Origin of the sequence: Streptomyces caniscabiei (genome assembly GCF_014930365.1) — a bacterium.
Classification (GTDB): Bacteria; Actinomycetota; Actinomycetes; order Streptomycetales; family Streptomycetaceae; genus Streptomyces; species Streptomyces caniscabiei.
Genome location: NZ_JABXWI010000001.1, coordinates 784,716 through 801,254 on the forward strand (window position 1 = coordinate 784,716; position 16,539 = coordinate 801,254).

The 16,539-nt window shown below is 68.9% G+C and carries 15 protein-coding genes and 1 tRNA gene; 7 read left to right on the forward strand and 9 right to left on the reverse strand.

What is annotated here, in order from left to right; translation table 11 throughout:
• Window positions 1–59: 59 nt before the first annotated feature.
• The 7 genes from HW837_RS03880 (at window position 60) to HW837_RS03910 (ending at window position 4,266) form a co-directional block, all read left to right on the forward strand.
• Window positions 60–284: a hypothetical protein gene (locus tag HW837_RS03880; protein ID WP_193382349.1), complete on the forward strand. Its 225-nt coding sequence runs from the start codon at window positions 60–62 to the stop codon at window positions 282–284.
• Window positions 284–1,288 (forward strand): LysM peptidoglycan-binding domain-containing protein, encoded by a 1,005-nt coding sequence (locus HW837_RS03885; protein WP_193382348.1) that lies wholly within the window; start codon window positions 284–286, stop codon window positions 1,286–1,288. The genes HW837_RS03880 and HW837_RS03885 overlap by 1 nt, the downstream gene beginning before the upstream one ends.
• A gap of 3 nt (window positions 1,289–1,291) precedes the next feature.
• Window positions 1,292–1,516 (forward strand): hypothetical protein, encoded by a 225-nt coding sequence (locus HW837_RS03890; protein ID WP_193382347.1) that lies wholly within the window; start codon window positions 1,292–1,294, stop codon window positions 1,514–1,516.
• Window positions 1,513–1,767 carry a hypothetical protein gene (locus tag HW837_RS03895; RefSeq protein WP_060903427.1) on the forward strand — a complete coding sequence of 85 codons (255 nt, stop codon included), beginning with the start codon at window positions 1,513–1,515 and terminating at the stop codon, window positions 1,765–1,767. Before HW837_RS03890 ends, HW837_RS03895 begins: the two co-directional genes overlap by 4 nt.
• A 68-nt stretch (window positions 1,768–1,835) precedes the next feature.
• Window positions 1,836–2,477: an HAD family hydrolase gene (locus HW837_RS03900; protein ID WP_193382346.1), complete on the forward strand. Its 642-nt coding sequence runs from the start codon at window positions 1,836–1,838 to the stop codon at window positions 2,475–2,477.
• A 101-nt stretch (window positions 2,478–2,578) separates the two neighbouring features.
• Window positions 2,579–3,760 carry a helix-turn-helix domain-containing protein gene (locus tag HW837_RS03905; RefSeq protein WP_193382345.1) on the forward strand — a complete coding sequence of 394 codons (1,182 nt, stop codon included), beginning with the start codon at window positions 2,579–2,581 and terminating at the stop codon, window positions 3,758–3,760.
• Between the two features lie 302 nt (window positions 3,761–4,062).
• Window positions 4,063–4,266, forward strand: a complete 204-nt coding sequence (locus tag HW837_RS03910; RefSeq protein WP_193382344.1) for a hypothetical protein — start codon at window positions 4,063–4,065, stop codon at window positions 4,264–4,266.
• A gap of 384 nt (window positions 4,267–4,650) precedes the next feature.
• On the opposite strand, the gene HW837_RS03915 is transcribed toward HW837_RS03910, so the two are convergent.
• The 9 genes from HW837_RS03915 to dnaN form a co-directional block, all read right to left on the reverse strand.
• Window positions 4,651–4,929, reverse strand: coding sequence for a helix-turn-helix domain-containing protein (locus tag HW837_RS03915; RefSeq protein ID WP_193382343.1), 279 nt, complete (start codon window positions 4,927–4,929; stop codon window positions 4,651–4,653).
• A 651-nt stretch (window positions 4,930–5,580) separates the two neighbouring features.
• Window positions 5,581–5,654 (reverse strand) — tRNA-Ile (locus HW837_RS03920).
• 110 nt (window positions 5,655–5,764) lie between these two features.
• Window positions 5,765–6,586: a DUF3566 domain-containing protein gene (locus HW837_RS03925; protein WP_193379359.1), complete on the reverse strand. Its 822-nt coding sequence runs from the start codon at window positions 6,584–6,586 to the stop codon at window positions 5,765–5,767.
• An 18-nt stretch (window positions 6,587–6,604) separates the two neighbouring features.
• Window positions 6,605–9,199, reverse strand: a complete 2,595-nt coding sequence (gene gyrA / locus HW837_RS03930; RefSeq protein WP_045558520.1) for a DNA gyrase subunit A — start codon at window positions 9,197–9,199, stop codon at window positions 6,605–6,607.
• A 42-nt stretch (window positions 9,200–9,241) separates the two neighbouring features.
• Entirely contained in the window at window positions 9,242–11,311 is a 2,070-nt protein-coding gene (gene gyrB, locus HW837_RS03935) for a DNA topoisomerase (ATP-hydrolyzing) subunit B (RefSeq protein WP_045558519.1), read from the reverse strand.
• A 385-nt stretch (window positions 11,312–11,696) separates the two neighbouring features.
• Window positions 11,697–12,233 carry a DciA family protein gene (locus HW837_RS03940; protein ID WP_064744235.1) on the reverse strand — a complete coding sequence of 179 codons (537 nt, stop codon included), beginning with the start codon at window positions 12,231–12,233 and terminating at the stop codon, window positions 11,697–11,699.
• Entirely contained in the window at window positions 12,230–13,354 is a 1,125-nt protein-coding gene (gene recF, locus HW837_RS03945; protein ID WP_045558517.1) for a DNA replication/repair protein RecF, read from the reverse strand. Before recF ends, HW837_RS03940 begins: the two co-directional genes overlap by 4 nt.
• A 119-nt stretch (window positions 13,355–13,473) precedes the next feature.
• Window positions 13,474–14,349 carry a phosphogluconate dehydrogenase (NAD(+)-dependent, decarboxylating) gene (gene gnd / locus HW837_RS03950; RefSeq protein ID WP_045558516.1) on the reverse strand — a complete coding sequence of 292 codons (876 nt, stop codon included), beginning with the start codon at window positions 14,347–14,349 and terminating at the stop codon, window positions 13,474–13,476.
• 210 nt (window positions 14,350–14,559) lie between these two features.
• Window positions 14,560–15,690 (reverse strand): DNA polymerase III subunit beta, encoded by a 1,131-nt coding sequence (dnaN, locus tag HW837_RS03955; protein ID WP_045558515.1) that lies wholly within the window; start codon window positions 15,688–15,690, stop codon window positions 14,560–14,562.
• Window positions 15,691–16,539 lie beyond the last annotated feature (849 nt).

Here is a 16,539-nt window from a genome sequence, read left to right on the forward strand (position 1 = left end):
CCCGCCCCGTACGCCCCGCGCCGAACGGCCCGGGGCTTCTTCATGCCCTGGAGGCGTTCATGCCCGCAGAGATCCATCCTGCTACCGCCGCGATGCTCCGGAACTTCCGCTACGACCACCTGCCCCAGCACCTCCAGGCGGTGAGCAAGCCGTTCCACGACCTCGCGCAGCGGCTCGCCGAGACGCTGTCCAGGCCGGAGGTCACCAAGGCGCTCGACGACCTGTGGAAGTCGAAAAACTGGGCGGTCCTGGCCGCGTCCAACGCTGAACGGGAGGGCGTCTGATGTCCTGGTACGCGGGCGCGACGAGGATGGAGCTGCTGCCGGAGGCCCAGCAGCAGCCCGCCATCCGCCCCACTCAGCTGATCTTCCACAGCATCGTCGCCCCGTGGACGCCGCGGCGTACGTATGAGTTCTGGCGGGACAGCACGGCGCTTGAGTCGCATTTCGGCCTGGGGTACGGCGGAGACCTCGCCCAGTACCTGACGACCACGACCCGCGCCGACGCCAACGCTGGCGCGAACCGCAGGGCCGACGGCACCGGCGCGATCTCGGTGGAGACCGCCTCCAACACCAAGGCCAGCGACCCGTGGACGGACGAACAGCTCGCCGAGCTGATCGCCCTCGGCGTCTGGGCCCACGTTGAGCACGGCATCCCCGTCCGTGTCTGCCGCAGCTCGGACGATCCGGGGATCGGCTTCCACAGCCTGTACCGGGCCTGGTCGACGTCAGGTACGGCCTGCCCCGGCGCCGCGCGGATCGCTCAATTCCACGACGTGGTCATGCCCGGCGTTGCTGCAGCGGTGGCCGGCACGAAGCCCGGAGGCGGCACGCACACGGTGCGGCCCGGGGAGACGCTGTACTCGATCGCCGGACAGTACCGCGGCATGACGTGGCAGCAGCTGGCCGCCGCGAACAGCCTGCGTGCGCCGTACACGATCGTCCCGGGCCAGGTCCTCGCCGTGCCCGGCCGGGTGACCGCGCCGACGACGCCGCCCGTGCGGCCGGTGGTGGACCTGTCCGAGCTGGCGAAGGCCGCCCGCACCGATCCGCCCAAGGCCGGGGCCCCGGTGTCGTATCCGGAGACACAGCTCGTCGAGCTCGGCCTGGTCGCTCAGCAACTGCTCGCGCGGCCCTTGGCGGAAGGGCACTTCGGCTCCGCCACGGTGACCGCCTACGCGGCGTGGCAGCGGCGCCTCGGCTACACCGGCGCGGCGGCCGACGGAATCCCCGGCAAGGCGTCGCTGGTCAAGCTCGGCCAGCGGTACGGCTTCGACGTGAAGGAGTAACCCATGAAGGACTCGACGAAGCGCACCTGGCGCACCGTCCTCCAGACCGCCCTCGGCATCGCTGTACTGCTGCCGCTCATCGTGGACGAGTCTGGGATCCCGGCGACGCTGCCCTGGGTCGCGGTCGCCCTGGCGGTGGCCGGCGGATTCGCCCGGGTGATGGCGGTACCGGGCGTCCAGGCCCTGCTGCCCGGCTGGCTCCGCACGGATGACGGGACCCGAGAGTGACGCCGCCGGAGTCCACGTCGATCGCGCTGGAGCTGGCCGAGCTGCGGCGTGCCGTAGACGTCGGGAACGCGACCACCCAGGGGCAGCTAGCGCTTCTGGTGCAGCGTACGGACCAGACCGATCAGAAGCTCGCCGATCACGAGCAGCGCCTCGACACGTTGGAGCGCAACCGGTGGCCGCTGCCGACAGTGACCGCGCTGACGGCTCTCGGAGCCCTCGGTGTGGCCGTCTGGCAGGCCACTGGCCACTGACGCGGGTTGCCCCCTCTCGCCTTCGGGCGGGAGGGGGCCCTTTGTCATGCCTGGATACGCTTCTCTGCATGATCCGTTCAGTCGTGTTCGACATCGGCGAGACCATCGCCCGCGATGACCGCTACTGGAACTCGTGGGCCGACTGGATCAATGTCCCTCGCCACACGCTGTCCGCGCTCGTAGGTGCCGTCGTCGCGCAAGGCCAGGACAATGCGGAGGCACTCAGGCTCCTCCGCCCGGGCATCGACATCGCAGCTGAGTACCGTGCCCGTGAGGCCGCTGGCTGTGGTGAGGAGCTCGACGAGACGGACCTGTACGAAGACGTCCGCCCCGCGCTCTCCGCCCTGCGTCAGCTCGGCATCCGCGTCATCATCGCCGGGAACCAGACTGCCCGCGTCGGCCAGCTGCTGCACGGACTAGAGCTGCCCGCTCATCTGATCGCCACGTCTCAGGAGTGGGGAGTGGCCAAGCCCCAGCCCGAGTTCTTCGCGCGGGCCCTCGAAGCGGCGCAGGCCGAGCCGGGCGAGACCCTGTATGTCGGTGACCACCCGGCCAATGACGTCTTCCCTGCGAAGGAGGCGGGGCTGCTCGCCGCGCACCTCCGGCGCGGACCGTGGGGGCACCTTTGGGCTGACGACCCAGAGGTGATGGCGGCCGCGGACTGGCAGATCGGCACGCTCACAGAACTCGCCGAAGTCGTAACGGGGTAACGGCACGGCCCCGACAGCGCTGGGCTGTCGGGGCCGTTCGCGTATCCAGCGCGTTACCGCGCGGGTACGGTTCGGAGTGGACGCACCGAACTGGAGCCAGTATGCCCGCCAACACCACGCGCGAGGTAGGCGAACGCATTGCCGCCACCCGCCGCGCCCACAGAATGACTCAACAGGACCTCGCGAACGCCGCGTTCGTGTCTCTGTCGATGCTGCGCAAGATCGAGCAAGGCAGCAGATTCCCCGGCGACGACACCCTCGACGCCCTCGCCGCAGCCCTCACCGTGGACCCGGGCCGGCTCCTCACCGGACATCAGCGCACAGACAGCCGGGTACACGAGGCCCTGCCTGCGGTCTCCGTGGCCATCGCCGCCCACGAGGATCCCGACGACGGCCCCGTGCGCCCGCTGCACGAACTGGAGCAAGCCGTAGACGACGCCGTCGATTGGCGGCTCGCCGCCCAGTACGTGCAGATCAGCCGCAACGTCCCCTCGCTCCTCATGGAGTTGGCCCGGGCCTTCCACACCACGCCAGCCAACGACCGCGCGCATGTGGCCTCGCTACTCGTGCGCGCCTACCGCTGCGCCGACGCCATGGCCTACAAGTTCGGTGCCCGTGACCTCTCAGCCCGCCTCATCGGCCTCATGCGGGAGACAGCCGCCGAGGCGGATGACCCGCTCCTTGAGGCCTCTGTGGCATACGTTCGCACCGAGATGTTCTTCGCCGCCCGCGCGCACAGGCCCGGCCTGCGCGCCCTGGAGAAAGCCATCGACGTCGCCCCTGCGCCGGCATCCGCGTCGACGGCGGCTGCACGTGGCGCCCTGCACATGCGGGCGGCTGTCGTCGCCAGCCGCGCCGGGGACCCTGATGCGACCAGCACCCATCTCAACGAGGCAACCCGGCTCGGCGACCTGGTGCCCGAAGACGTCTACCTGGGCACCGCATTCGGGCCCGACAGCGTCCGCATTCACCAGGTCTCCGTTGCTGTCGGCCTCGGCGATGACCACGTCCAGGACGCCCTCGACGTGGCAAGCCAGTGGAAGCCGCCGGATTCCCTCCCTGCCGAGCGGCGCTCCGGGTTCTACATCGAACTCGGCCGGGCCCAGCTCTGGGCGGGCTTGGCGGACGACGCGTTCGAGTCGCTGAAGGTCGCACGGCGGATCGCGCCGCAGCACACCCGCGGGCACCGGTGGGCGCGCGAGGATGCGGCCACGTTGCGCCGGCTGAAGCGGGCGGACTCGGAGTCGCTGACGAGCTTTGCCGAGTGGATCGGCGCCGTCTGATCGCTGCAGCGGGCTGTGTCACCCGGGGTGACACAAGGTGTGTCACTTGTGGCCCTTGCGGGCGCCCATCATCTGTCTGTCCAGATCGAACAGGCAGATGGGAACGGGATGAGTACAGCTGAACCCGCCGCACCGGTCCTGGTTCAAGGGCCGGTGAGCATCGCACGACAGCACGGTGAGGCTTGCTTGCACTGCGGTGCCGTGGCCAGGACGCTGTACGCGGACGGCTGCATCACCCTGGTCGGCAGCGACCGTGTCTGGCCGGTCGTCACGTGCGGTTGTCGCAGGCAGGCGGCCGTGTCATGACGAGTCAGCAGACCGCATCGGAGCCGCCCGTCTCGCTGCCCGATCCGACGCGTCCGCCCCGGCCGGCGCCCGGCTGCGGCGTGTGCGCGGCACTCGACAAGCAGCGTGCCCAGGCGGAGGAGGACAAGGACGTCCGCCGCGCGACGATGTTCGAGGTCGAGATGCGCCGTCACCCTCGGCACCGCGAGGGGCCGACGTGAACCAGGACGAGAACCCTCGCGCGATCGCCTGGTGCAGCTGGCACGGCGGACTGTCGGACACGGCCCGCCTGGTCCAGGTCGGTGAGGCTGGCAAGCTCTTCGCTTGCGCCCGGTGCCGCCACGCACACGACTTGGCCCCTCTCGCCGACCAGCCGCTATGAGCCAGGACGAGGAGGCGCCTGAGTGCCAGCACGGCATGCACCATCTCTGCTCTGGTCCTCGCCAGGTACGCCGGGAGGGGGCACCGCCGTGGGAGGTCCCGCTGATGACGCTGCGCTGCGGCTGCGCCTGCCACAGAAAGGCTCGCTCATCGCGCCACTGAGACCCGGCGCCCGTTCACCTTCCAGGGCGCCGTCCTCCGTCCCTCGTGCCGATGAGGGGCGGCTAGCGCCCCGCCGCCGGGTGTTCCCCCGCCCCGGCGGCGGGGTCCGGCATCAGGTCCACTTCGCCGACTCCGATGGCGTCAGCGATGCGGACCAGGGTGTCGAACCGGGGTGATGCGTGGCCCTGCTCGATGCGGCTGTAGGTGGCCACGTCGAGCCCTGACCGGTCGCACACCGCCTGTTGGGTCAGGTTGTGGTGTTCGCGGACGCGGCGGATCTGGTCTCCGAGCTCGCGGCGGCGGGCGAGGACCCGGTCGGAGGGGGGAGTGGGACGCGACACTCGTCCAACGCTCCCGAGCGCATGATCAAATGAGATTAGGGTCGACCCTAATTTGTGTGATCTTGCTGGTGCTGGGGTAGCTCAGCGATTTACCTGCCACGAGTGATTGCTGGAGTCCACAAGCCCCGGGCCGCCCGCTTGAGCGGCGTCGGCCCGGACGGCGGGGGCGGCGTGATATGCGTCCGTCGCCCTCGCAAGGCGTTCGGCCGAGATGGCTGAACGTCGCCGCCCCGTTCTCCGTATGGAGGACGGGGCGGTTTACTGTGTGCCGAAGCGCCCCCAGCCGAATGATGCGGCTGGGGGCGCCCTTCCGATCGGGCGTCTCCCGGGGGGCCGTTGAGGCCCAACACCCGACCGGGCTCGCTTGGGGTTATGCGTCAGACGGCGGAAGCGTCGCGCCCGTCTCCCCTACGTGCACTGTACCCACAGCAGCGGACGATCTACAGGTTGTAGACGTGTGGTCCTGTGAACATTCTGCCGATAACACGTGGCCCAACGCTCGTTCGATTAGCTGTCGACGAGCGGGAGCGCCCACCAGGCAAGGAACGAGGCGTTGTTACGGACGAGTACCGGATTCTCAAGATCAACAAATGTAGAAGCCCGGTAGATCCTGGGGACCTACCGGGCTTCTCACCTGGCGCTATGCCGTTGTGGGGCTAACAGGATTTGAACCTGTGGCCTCATCCTTATCAGGGATGCGCTCTAACCAACTGAGCTATAGCCCCGCCGCGCTCTGCGGTGTGTGTCCCGCGCGCTGACTCCTGAAGATTAGCGCACGACGTGGGCAGTCCCAAAATCGATACCCGCAGGGCGACGGCGACGCGGTGAGCCGCGCCTACTCGTCCTCGGCGAGCGTCAGCTCGACGCCGCCCACGAAGCCCGCGGAGAGGTTGTAGATGAAGGCACCGAGGGTGGCCAGGGCGGTGGCGAGGACGACGTCGATGACCGCGATGATCGTGGTGAAGATCAGCACGTTGGGCAGCGACAGGAACGCCTGCAGATCGAAGCCGTTGGACTCGTTCGAGCCGGTCGCCTCGGAGATGGTGGCGCCGACCGTGGAGAACACGCCCATCGCGTTCATGACCATCCACAGCACCGCGGCCGCGACGACCGTGCAGATGCCGAGGGCGATGGAGAGCAGGAAGCTGACCTTCATCACGGACCACGGGTCGGCCTTGGACACCCGCAGCCGCGCCTTGCGCGTGCGGGGCGTCGTGCGCGCGCCCGTACGCGGCTTGCGGGAGGAGGCCTCCGGGGCCGGCGCGTAGGCCTGCGGCGGGTGGTACGGGCCCGCCTGCTGCTGCGACTGCCGCTCACCGGGCAGCGCGGAGGCCGCGGCCTGCGCCGGGGCCTGAGGCTGAGGCTGGGGCTGCGCCGCGGCCGGACGGCCGGACCCGCCCTGAGCCGCGGCCGGGCCGCCGGACGCGGGCTTCTGGGCCTGCGGACCGCGGGTGTCCGTCACGGTCGCCCCCTGGGGTCCGGGCTTCTCCGGCGCGGGCACGGCCGCGTCCGTCGCGTCCGGCTTGATGGCCTTCAGTTGGGTCGTGTGCGTGTCCATCGCACGCGCGGCGGAGCCACGGCCGCCGCCGTCCGCCTCCGACCCGGTCGATGTGCCGGCCGAAGTACCGGACGATCCCGCGCCCGTGGCTCCGCTCACGCTGACTCACTCCTCGTGCTACTCGGACGAGGGCGCCTCACCCTCGTCCGTACCGGTCGTGGCGACGGTCTCGGCGGTCTCGTCGACGGCATCGTCGCCGTCGACCTCCTCCGCCTCCCGCCCCGCCTCGGCGTTCCGAGCGATGCCGACCACGGCATCGCGCTTGCCCAGGTTGATCAGTTGGACGCCCATGGTGTCACGGCCGGTTTCCCTGATCTCGTTGACTCGCGTACGAATCACACCGCCCGACAGCGTGATGGCGAGGATCTCGTCGGTCTCCTCGACCACCAGCGCGCCGACGAGGGAACCGCGGTCCTCGACGATCTTGGCGGCCTTGATGCCGAGGCCGCCGCGACCCTGGACGCGGTACTCGTCGACGGCGGTCCGCTTCGCGTACCCGCCGTCTGTGGCAGTGAACACGAACGTACCGGGTCGAACAACATTCATCGAGAGCAGCTCGTCCCCCTCGCGGAAACTCATGCCCTTGACACCCGAGGTGGCACGGCCCATGGGCCGCAGCGCCTCGTCCGTCGCCGTGAAGCGGATCGACTGTGCCTTCTTGCTGATCAGAAGGATGTCGTCCTCTGCCGATACGAGTTCGGCTCCGATCAGTTCGTCGTCGGAACCGTCCTCCTTCTCACGGAGGTTGATCGCGATGACGCCGCCGGAACGGGGCGAATCGTAATCCTTCAGAGGCGTCTTCTTCACAAGTCCGCCCTTGGTGGCGAGCACCAGATACGGCGTGGCCTCGTAGTCGCGGATCGCGAGGATCTCGGCGATCGCCTCGTCCGGCTGGAACGCCAGCAGGTTGGCGACGTGCTGTCCACGCGCGTCACGCCCGGCGTCCGGCAACTCGTAGGCCTTGGCCCGGTAGACGCGGCCCTTGTTGGTGAAGAACAGCAGCCAGTGGTGGGTCGTGGACACGAAGAAGTGGTCGACGATGTCGTCTTCCTTGAGCTTCGTGCCGCGGACGCCCTTGCCGCCGCGCTTCTGCGCCCGGTAGTCGACCGTCTTGGTCCGCTTGACGTAGCCGCCGCGCGAGACGGTGACGACGATGTCCTCCTCGGCGATGAGGTCCTCGATGGACATGTCGCCGTCGTAGGGGACCAGCATCGTCTTGCGGTCGTCGCCGTACTTCTCGACGATCGCGGCGAGTTCCGCGCTGACGATCCCGCGCTGACGCACGGGCGAGGCGAGGATCGCGTTGTACTCGCGGATCTTGGCCTGGAGTTCGTCGTGCTCCTGGATGATCTTCTGGCGTTCCAGGGCGGCCAGGCGGCGCAGCTGCATCTCGAGGATGGCGTTGGCCTGGATCTCGTCGATCTCCAGGAGGTCCATCAGGCCCGTGCGCGCGATGTCGACGGTGTCGCTGCGCCGGATCAGCGCGATGACCTCGTCGATGGCGTCCAGGGCCTTCAGCAGGCCGCGCAGGATGTGCGCGCGCTCCTCGGCCTTGCGCAGCCGGAACTTCGTGCGGCGGACGACGACCTCGATCTGGTGCGTCACCCAGTGGCGGATGAACGCGTCCAGGGAGAGGGTGCGCGGCACGCCGTCGACCAGGGCCAGCATGTTGGCGCCGAAGTTGGTCTGCAGGTCGGTGTGCTTGTACAGGTTGTTCAGCACGACCTTGGCGACCGCGTCGCGCTTCAGCACGATGACCAGGCGCTGGCCCGTACGGGACGACGTCTCGTCACGGACGTCCGCGATGCCGCCGATCTTGCCGTCCTTCACGAGGTCGGCGATCTTCTGCGCGAGGTTGTCCGGGTTGGTCTGGTACGGCAGCTCCGTGACCACCAGGCACTGGCGGTTCTGGATCTCCTCGACCTCGACGACCGCGCGCATCGTGATGGAGCCACGGCCCGTGCGGTAGGCCTCCTCGATGCCCTTCCGACCGACCACGAGGGCGCCGGTCGGGAAGTCGGGGCCCTTGATGCGCTCGATCAGCGCGTCCAGGAGGTCCTCGTGGGAGGCCTCGGGGTTCTCCAGGTACCACTGGGCGCCGGCCGCGACCTCGCGGAGGTTGTGCGGCGGGATGTTGGTCGCCATGCCGACCGCGATACCGGCCGAGCCGTTGATCAGCAGGTTCGGGAAGCGGGCCGGGAGGACGGTCGGCTCCTGGGAGCGGCCGTCGTAGTTGTCCGTGAAGTCGACGGTCTCCTCGTCGATGTCACGGACCATCTCCATCGACAGCGGCGCCATCTTGCACTCGGTGTAGCGCATGGCCGCCGCCGGGTCGTTGCCCGGCGAGCCGAAGTTGCCGTTGGAGTCCACCAGCGGCATCCGCATCGACCACGGCTGCGCGAGGCGGACCAGCGCGTCGTAGATCGAGGAGTCGCCGTGCGGGTGGTAGTTGCCCATGACGTCGCCGACGACGCGGGCGCACTTGTAGAAGCCCTTCTCGGGCCGGTAGCCGCCGTCGTACATGGCGTACAGGACACGGCGGTGGACGGGCTTGAGACCGTCGCGGACGTCGGGCAGCGCGCGGGACACGATGACGGACATCGCGTAGTCCAGGTACGAGCGCTGCATCTCCGTCTCGAGCCCGACGGGCTCGATGCGCACGGTCGTCTCGCCGGCGTCGTCAGGCGTGACGGGGGGGTTCTCGTCGGCCATTGCTGGTGGGGATCCTTCCTGGTGCGGTCAGCTGAGACCGACTCAGATGTCGAGGAAGCGGACGTCCTTGGCGTTGCGCTGGATGAACTGGCGCCGGGCCTCGACGTCTTCACCCATGAGGACCGAGAACAGCTCGTCGGCCTGGGCGGCGTCGTCGAGCGTGACCTGACCGAGGACACGGTGGTCGACGTCCATGGTCGTGATGCGCAGTTCCTCGGCGTTCATCTCGCCGAGACCCTTGAAGCGCTGGATCGAGTCTTCCTTGACGCGCTTGCCGTTCTGCCGGCCGAGCTCGATCAGGGCGTCGCGCTCGCGGTCGGAGTAGGCGTACTCGAAGTCGTCCCGGCCCCACTTGATCTTGTAGAGCGGCGGACGCGACAGGAAGACGTGTCCGGCCTCGACCAGCGGGCGCATGAAGCGGAAGAGGAAGGTCAGCAGCAGGGTGTTGATGTGCTGGCCGTCGACGTCGGCGTCCGCCATCAGGATGATCTTGTGATAGCGGAGCTTCTCGATGTCGAAGTCCTCGTGGACCCCGGTGCCGAAGGCGGAGATCAGCGCCTGGATCTCCTGGTTCTGCAGGATCTTGTCGATCCGCGCCTTCTCGACGTTGAGGATCTTGCCGCGGATCGGGAGGATCGCCTGGTACTGCGGGTTGCGGCCGGACTTGGCCGAGCCGCCGGCGGAGTCACCCTCGACGATGAAGATCTCGCACTTGATGGGGTCGTTCGACTGGCAGTCGCTCAGCTTGCCCGGCAGCGACGCCGTCTCCAGGAGGCCCTTGCGGCGGGTCAGGTCACGCGCCTTGCGGGCCGCCACGCGCGCGGTGGCCGCCTGAATGGACTTGCGGATGATGTCCGAAGCCTCGACCGGGTTGCGGTCGAGCCAGTCCGTCAGGTGCTCGTGGACGACCTTCTGCACGAAGGTCTTGGCCTCCGTGTTGCCCAGCTTGGTCTTGGTCTGGCCCTCGAACTGCGGCTCGCTCAGCTTGATCGAGATGATCGCGGTCAGACCCTCGCGGATGTCGTCACCCGTGAGGTTGTCGTCCTTCTCGCGGAGCAGCTTCTTGTCACGCGCGTAGCGGTTGATCAGACCGGTCATCGCGGCGCGGAAGCCCTCTTCGTGCGTACCGCCCTCGTGCGTGTGGATGATGTTGGCGAAGGAGTACACACCCTCGCTGTAACCGCTGTTCCACTGCATCGCGACCTCGACGGACAGGGCCTTGTCCTTGTCCTCGGCCTCGAAGTCGATCACGGAGGGGTGCACCACGTCGCCCTTGCGGGAGTTGAGGTGCTTCACGAAGTCGACGATGCCGCCCTCGTAGTGGTACGAGACGGCCTTGACCTCGTGCTTCTCGTCCTCACCGGCCTCGTCCGCCCCGGCGGTGGCCTTCGCCGACTCGCGCTCGTCGGTGAGGTTGATCCTCAGGCCCTTGTTGAGGAACGCCATCTCCTGGAAGCGCCGCGAGAGCGTCTCGAAGGAGTAGTGGGTGGTCTCGAAGATGTCCGGGTCGGCCCAGAAGGTGACCGAGGTGCCGTGCTCCTCGGTGGCCTCGTGCTGGGCCAGCGGGGCGGTCGGGACGCCCAGCTTGTAGTCCTGGGTCCAGCGGTGGCCGTCGGTCTTGACCTCGACGGCGACCTTCGTCGACAGGGCGTTCACCACGGAGACGCCGACGCCGTGCAGACCGCCGGAGACCGCGTAGCCGCCGCCGCCGAACTTGCCGCCCGCGTGCAGGACGGTCAGCACGACCTCGACGGCCGGCTTGCCCTCGGACGGGACGATGCCCACCGGGATGCCGCGGCCGTTGTCGACGACCCGGACACCGCCGTCGGGCAGGATCGTCACGTCGATGGTGTCCGCGTGGCCCGCCAGGGCCTCGTCGACGGAGTTGTCCACGACCTCCTGCACGAGGTGGTGCAGGCCGCGCTCACCGGTCGAGCCGATGTACATGCCGGGCCGCTTGCGGACCGCGTCCAGCCCTTCGAGGACGGTGATGGCACTGGCGTCGTACGCCGAGGGCGAGGCCTCGGTCGTTCCGGCCAGGGCCTCGGTGGACGGGATGTTCTCGTTGGGGTTGCCGGAATCGGCCACGAAGCGCCCTTTCTGGCACAGCACAAGCCAGGCTCTTGGCGGGTTTGCCGGAGCGGCTGCGGCATGTTGCGGTGGAAGCCTTTGTCAGCGTTGCACAGTGTTTCCGAAGCGGTCCCCACGAATGGGGCGGGATTAGCTTCCAGTCTACCGGTAGCGCCGACAGTGATGGGGGTTTGCCGGTACCTGAGTCCGCATGTGCCGCCCTGAACCGGTCTCTCCCGACTCCCCATATGCGGAGCGGGGCTCCAAGAGGCTCACAGCGGCACTCAGCGCTTCCGGGTGTCAACCCTTTGCTACTCCCGGGTCAGGTCCGCGTTCACATCCGCATGCGAACGTCCGCAGCGGGGCGCGAGGCATCGTCGCCCGGTACCGGAAGGCTCCCCCAAGGGGCTTTTGGGTGTGACTACGGTCACTCGTAGAAGTCGCCGGACCCGCTGCTCCGGGGCGCCCGCAACGGGCCGTAGCGGCGAGGAGCGCCGCCGGGCATCTGCACCTTGATCTGCCGGACCGTGCCGTGTCCCAGATCCTCGTTGAGCCGGGCGACCAGGTTCGGCGCGAGCCGGCGCACCTCGGTCGCCCACACCGGGGACTCGCACTGCACGATCAGGACACGCTCGTCCTCGTCGTACTTGAGCGGTACGCACTGAGCGGCGAGCTTCTCGCCGACGATCTGCGGCCAACGCCCCATCACACCGCCCACCGCGGCCGGCGCCTCCCAGCCGCGCTCGGTGATCAGCCGGTTGATGGCCGGGCCGAGCGGCATGGGGTCGCGGCCGTCGGCACGCGCGCCGGAGCGCAGCCCACCGCCCCGCCGTGCCTGCTTCTGCTGCTGGGTGGCTTCGCCACGCGCGCGTGCGGCCTCCTTCGCGGCGCGCAGCGCCACGCGCGCGAGGTCCACGCCGGAGGGCTCGGGCGGCTCGGGTGTTGTTCCCTCGGATCCGCTCATACGCGCTCCACCGTCCCGTCGGACACGGTGTACCGCGTCCCCGTCAGTACGTCCGGTACGTCATCGTCGACCGCGGCGGTCACCAGGACCTGCTCGCCCGGCGCGACCAGCTCCGCCAGACGCTCCCGCCGCCGGGTGTCCAGTTCGGCGAAGACGTCGTCGAGGACCAGCACCGGCTCGTTGCCCTCGGCGCGCAGCAGGTCATAGGAGGCGAGCCGGAGCGCCAGGGCGTACGACCAGGACTCGCCGTGGGAGGCGTAGCCCTTGGCCGGCAGCTGGCCGAGCTTGAGGGTCACGTCGTCCCGGTGGGGTCCGACGAGCGTGACGCCCCGCTCGATCTCCTGCTTGCGGCTCTCCGTGAGGGCCGCCGTCAGTTGCTCGTACAGCTCCTCCCGCGCGTGACCGACGAGGCCGGGCGAGGAGGGTTTGTACTCCAGTGCGACCGGGCCGCCGCCGGGTGCCAGCTGCTCGTACGCCTTGTCGGCGAGCGGCTGGATCGCGGCGACCAGATCGAGGCGCTGGGCGAGCAGTTCGGCGCCCACGCGCGCGAGGTGCTGGTCCCAGACGTCGAGCGTGGACAGGTCCATGGAGCGGCCGCCGTGCCGACGGGCCAACGCGGCCGTCTTGAGGAGGGTGTTGCGCTGCTTGAGGACGCGCTCGTAGTCGGAACGCACCCCGGCCATGCGCGGGGCCCGCGCGGTGATCAGTTCGTCGAGGAAGCGGCGCCGCTCACCGGGGTCGCCCTTGACCAGCGCGAGGTCCTCCGGGGCGAACAGCACCGTCCGCACGATGCCGAGCACATCGCGCGGCCTGACCTGCGAGGACCTGTTGATGCGGGCCCGGTTGGCCTTGCCGGGGTTCAGCTCCAGCTCGACCAGCTGCTGCCGTTCGCCCTGCCGCACCTGTGCCCGGATCACCGCGCGGTCGGCGCCCATGCGGACCAGGGGCGCGTCCGAGGAGACCCGGTGGCTGCCGAGGGTCGCGAGATAGCCGACGGCCTCGACCAGGTTGGTCTTGCCCTGCCCGTTGGGGCCCACGAACGCGGTGACGCCCGGGTCGAGCGGGACCTCGACCCGGGCGTACGAGCGGAAGTCGGCCAGCGACAGGTGCGTGACGTGCATGGTCGGGTGCCGACCTCCCCCAGGGTTGTGGACCACCGTGCGGCCCTGTGGACGACTTGTCGTCGACCGTCGTGTGTGTGCTGTCGTCTTCTGTGCCGTGCGTCGCTTCGTGCCGTGGGTTATTTCTTCTCGACCGCGTGGCCGCCGAACTGGTTCCGCAGCGCCGCGACCATCTTCATCTGCGGCGAGTCCTCCTGGCGCGACGCGAACCGCGCGAAGAGGGAGGCCGTGATCGCGGGCAGCGGGACGGCGTGGTCGATGGCGGCCTCCACGGTCCACCGGCCCTCGCCGGAGTCCTGTGCGAAGCCCTTCAGACCGTCCAGGTGCTCGTCCTCGTCGAGGGCGTTCACCGCCAGGTCGAGGAGCCAGGAGCGGATGACCGTGCCCTCCTGCCAAGAACGGAACACCTCACGGACGTCCGTCACCGAGTCGACCTTCTCCAGGAGCTCCCAGCCCTCGGCATAGGCCTGCATCATCGCGTACTCGATGCCGTTGTGGACCATCTTCGCGAAGTGCCCGGCGCCGACCTTGCCGGCGTGCACCGCGCCGAGGTCGCCCTCGGGCTTCAGGGCGTCGAACACCGGTCGTACCTTGGCGACGTTCTCCGCGTCGCCGCCGTACATCAGCGCGTAGCCGTTCTCCAGGCCCCAGACGCCGCCGGAGACACCGCAGTCGACGAAGCCGATGCCCTTGGCCGCCAGCTCCTCGGCGTGTTTCTCGTCGTCGGTCCAGCGGGAGTTGCCGCCGTCCACGACGACGTCACCGGGCTCCAGCAGCTCGGCCAGCTCGTCGACGGTCGACTGGGTGGCGGCACCGGCCGGGACCATCACCCACACGACCCGCGGGGCCGCGAGCTTGCCCACAAGCTCTTCGAGGCTGTGGACATCGGCGAGATCCGGGTTCCGGTCGTATCCGATGACGGTGTGGCCCGCGCGGCGTATCCGCTCGCGCATGTTGCCGCCCATCTTGCCGAGGCCGACGAGACCGAGCTCCATCAGTTGTTCCTTAGGTTGCGACGTGGCAGGAGGGCACCTGAACTGCGTACCCACGCACGAGCCTAAACCCGGACGCTCACGCACACCTGTGGGCATACCCGCTCATAAGTACACCCCCACCTGCGGCTTCGTGCCGAGGGCCCGGTGATCCACCGGGCCCCACAGCGCTGTGGACAACTCCGCGGCGCTGCCACGGCGGTGTCCGGCCGGTCAGCCGCTGAGCCGCACCGGCATGATCAGGTACTTGTAGGCCTCGTCCGCCTCGGCGTCCACGGCCGGCTTGCCGCTGAGCAGCGCGGGCTTGGTGGACGTCGTGAACGACAGCTGGGCCACCGGGGAGTCGATGGCGCTCAGGCCGTCCAGCAGGAAGGTCGGGTTGAAGGCGATCGAGATGTCGTCACCGTCCAGCTGGGCGTCGACCCTCTCCACAGCCTGTGCGTCGTCGCTGGAGCCGGCCTCCAGGATCAGCACGCCCTGCTCGAAGCTCAGCCGCACCGGGGTGTTCCGCTCGGCGACCAGGGCGACACGCTTGACGGCCTCCACGAAGGGGGCGGTCTCGATGACGGCCACGCTGTTGAACTCCGTCGGGAACAGCGTGCGGTACTTCGGGAGGTCGCCCTCCAGCAGTCGCGTGGTGGTGCGCCGGCCCGCGCCCTCGAAGCCGATCAGGCCCTCACCGGAGCCCGAGCCGGAGAGCGCCAGGATGACGCTGTCGCCGCTCGTGAGGGCCTTGGCGGTGTCCAGGAGCGTCTTGGCGGGCACCAGGGCCACCGCGGACGCCTCGGGGTTCTCCGGCTTCCACAGGAACTCGCGGACCGCGAAGCGGTAGCGGTCGGTGGAGGCCAGCGTGACCGTGTCGCCCTCGATCTCGATCCGCACACCGGTGAGGACGGGCAGCGTGTCGTCGCGGCCGGCGGCGATGGCCACCTGGGCGGCGGCGGAGGCGAAGACCTCGCCGGGGACGGTGCCCGTGGCGTTCGGCATCTGCGGCAGCGACGGGTACTCCTCCACAGGCAGTGTGTGGAGGGTGAACCGGGAGGAGCCGCACACCACCGTCGCCCGTACACCGTCTGTGGAAATCTCCACCGGGCGGTTGGGGAGGGCGCGGCAGATGTCGGCGAGAAGGCGGCCGGAGACGAGGACCGTGCCCTCCTCGTCGACCTCGGCCTCGACGGACACCCGTGCGGAGACCTCGTAGTCGAAGCTGGAGAGGCTCAGCTGGCCTTCCTCGGCCTTCAGAAGGAGGCCGGCGAGGACCGGCGCCGGTGGACGGGCCGGGAGGCTGCGCGCCGCCCAGGCAACTGCCTCCGCGAGTACGTCGCGTTCCACCCGGATCTTCACTGTTGCCGCCTCCTGCTGTTGCCGGCGCTTCTCGCCCTGCCTGGCTTCGTCGTCTGTCTCGGTGTCGCTGGCTCCTGTGACGGGAAGGACACCGGGGAACAGTCTGACGCACACCACTGACACTCGGAGCCTCTCGGGGTCAAGTCGTGACGAGGCGCGGTCAGGCAGCCGAGAGCGAGTTGTGCACAGGACCCACTTCGAAACGGATTCCCAGCTCTCTCTAGTTGGGAGTAGTAGTAGGGCCTGTGGAAACCGTGGATAACCCCGTTTTCGCAGCTCAGACGGCAAATTTTATCCACCGTGCCTGTGGGCGGAGGCGGTGGACAACCCGGGGTCTCTGTGGAGAACGGAAAGTTCTGCACACACCGTGCACAGCCCCGGGGCACTTCTCCCCAGCGGCGTCCCCAGGTTTACCCGTCTTTCCCACAGCCCAACCAGGCAACTTCGTGTGACGCCTTTCACTCGACACGGTGAGGAGGCGCGTGGCCTTGCCGAACAGTGGACAGGCATGTGGAGAAGCCGACGATCACTGGGGACAACCAGTCAGAGCCTGTGGGCCGTCGGTGGACAACTCCGTCCACAGTCTGTGGATCCCTGCTTCGTCCACAGCCTGTGGAGATCTTTTGTCCACGGATCCACAGGCGGTTGACCTGGCCCGATGATCTCTCAACAGCCCGCCCTGTGGACACGATCTGTATAACTTCCCGGTCCCCAGGGTGTGGACGGGAGAAAGTCCCCGAATCTGTGGAGGAAGGCCGTAACGTCGCGGGTAATCGAACACACGATGACGGGACGGCGACGGCCTGGGCCGCCCCGCAGCGGGCCGAAGCCGTCGAGAAGGCGGATGGA

What these genes read in the sequence shown, in the direction of transcription:
- HW837_RS03890 (WP_193382347.1), top strand. Translation starts at nt 1,292, where the DNA reads ATGAAGGACTCGACGAAGCGCACCTGGCGCACCGTCCTCCAGACCGCC.
- gyrA (WP_045558520.1), bottom strand. Translation starts at nt 9,199, where the DNA reads ATGGCCGACGAGAACCCCCCCGTCACGCCTGACGACGCCGGCGAGACG.
- gnd (WP_045558516.1), bottom strand. Translation starts at nt 14,349, where the DNA reads ATGGAGCTCGGTCTCGTCGGCCTCGGCAAGATGGGCGGCAACATGCGC.
- HW837_RS03940 (WP_064744235.1), bottom strand. Translation starts at nt 12,233, where the DNA reads ATGAGCGGATCCGAGGGAACAACACCCGAGCCGCCCGAGCCCTCCGGC.
- HW837_RS03880 (WP_193382349.1), top strand. Translation starts at nt 60, where the DNA reads ATGCCCGCAGAGATCCATCCTGCTACCGCCGCGATGCTCCGGAACTTC.
- recF (WP_045558517.1), bottom strand. Translation starts at nt 13,354, where the DNA reads ATGCACGTCACGCACCTGTCGCTGGCCGACTTCCGCTCGTACGCCCGG.
- HW837_RS03900 (WP_193382346.1), top strand. Translation starts at nt 1,836, where the DNA reads ATGATCCGTTCAGTCGTGTTCGACATCGGCGAGACCATCGCCCGCGAT.
- HW837_RS03885 (WP_193382348.1), top strand. Translation starts at nt 284, where the DNA reads ATGTCCTGGTACGCGGGCGCGACGAGGATGGAGCTGCTGCCGGAGGCC.
- HW837_RS03910 (WP_193382344.1), top strand. Translation starts at nt 4,063, where the DNA reads ATGACGAGTCAGCAGACCGCATCGGAGCCGCCCGTCTCGCTGCCCGAT.
- HW837_RS03905 (WP_193382345.1), top strand. Translation starts at nt 2,579, where the DNA reads ATGCCCGCCAACACCACGCGCGAGGTAGGCGAACGCATTGCCGCCACC.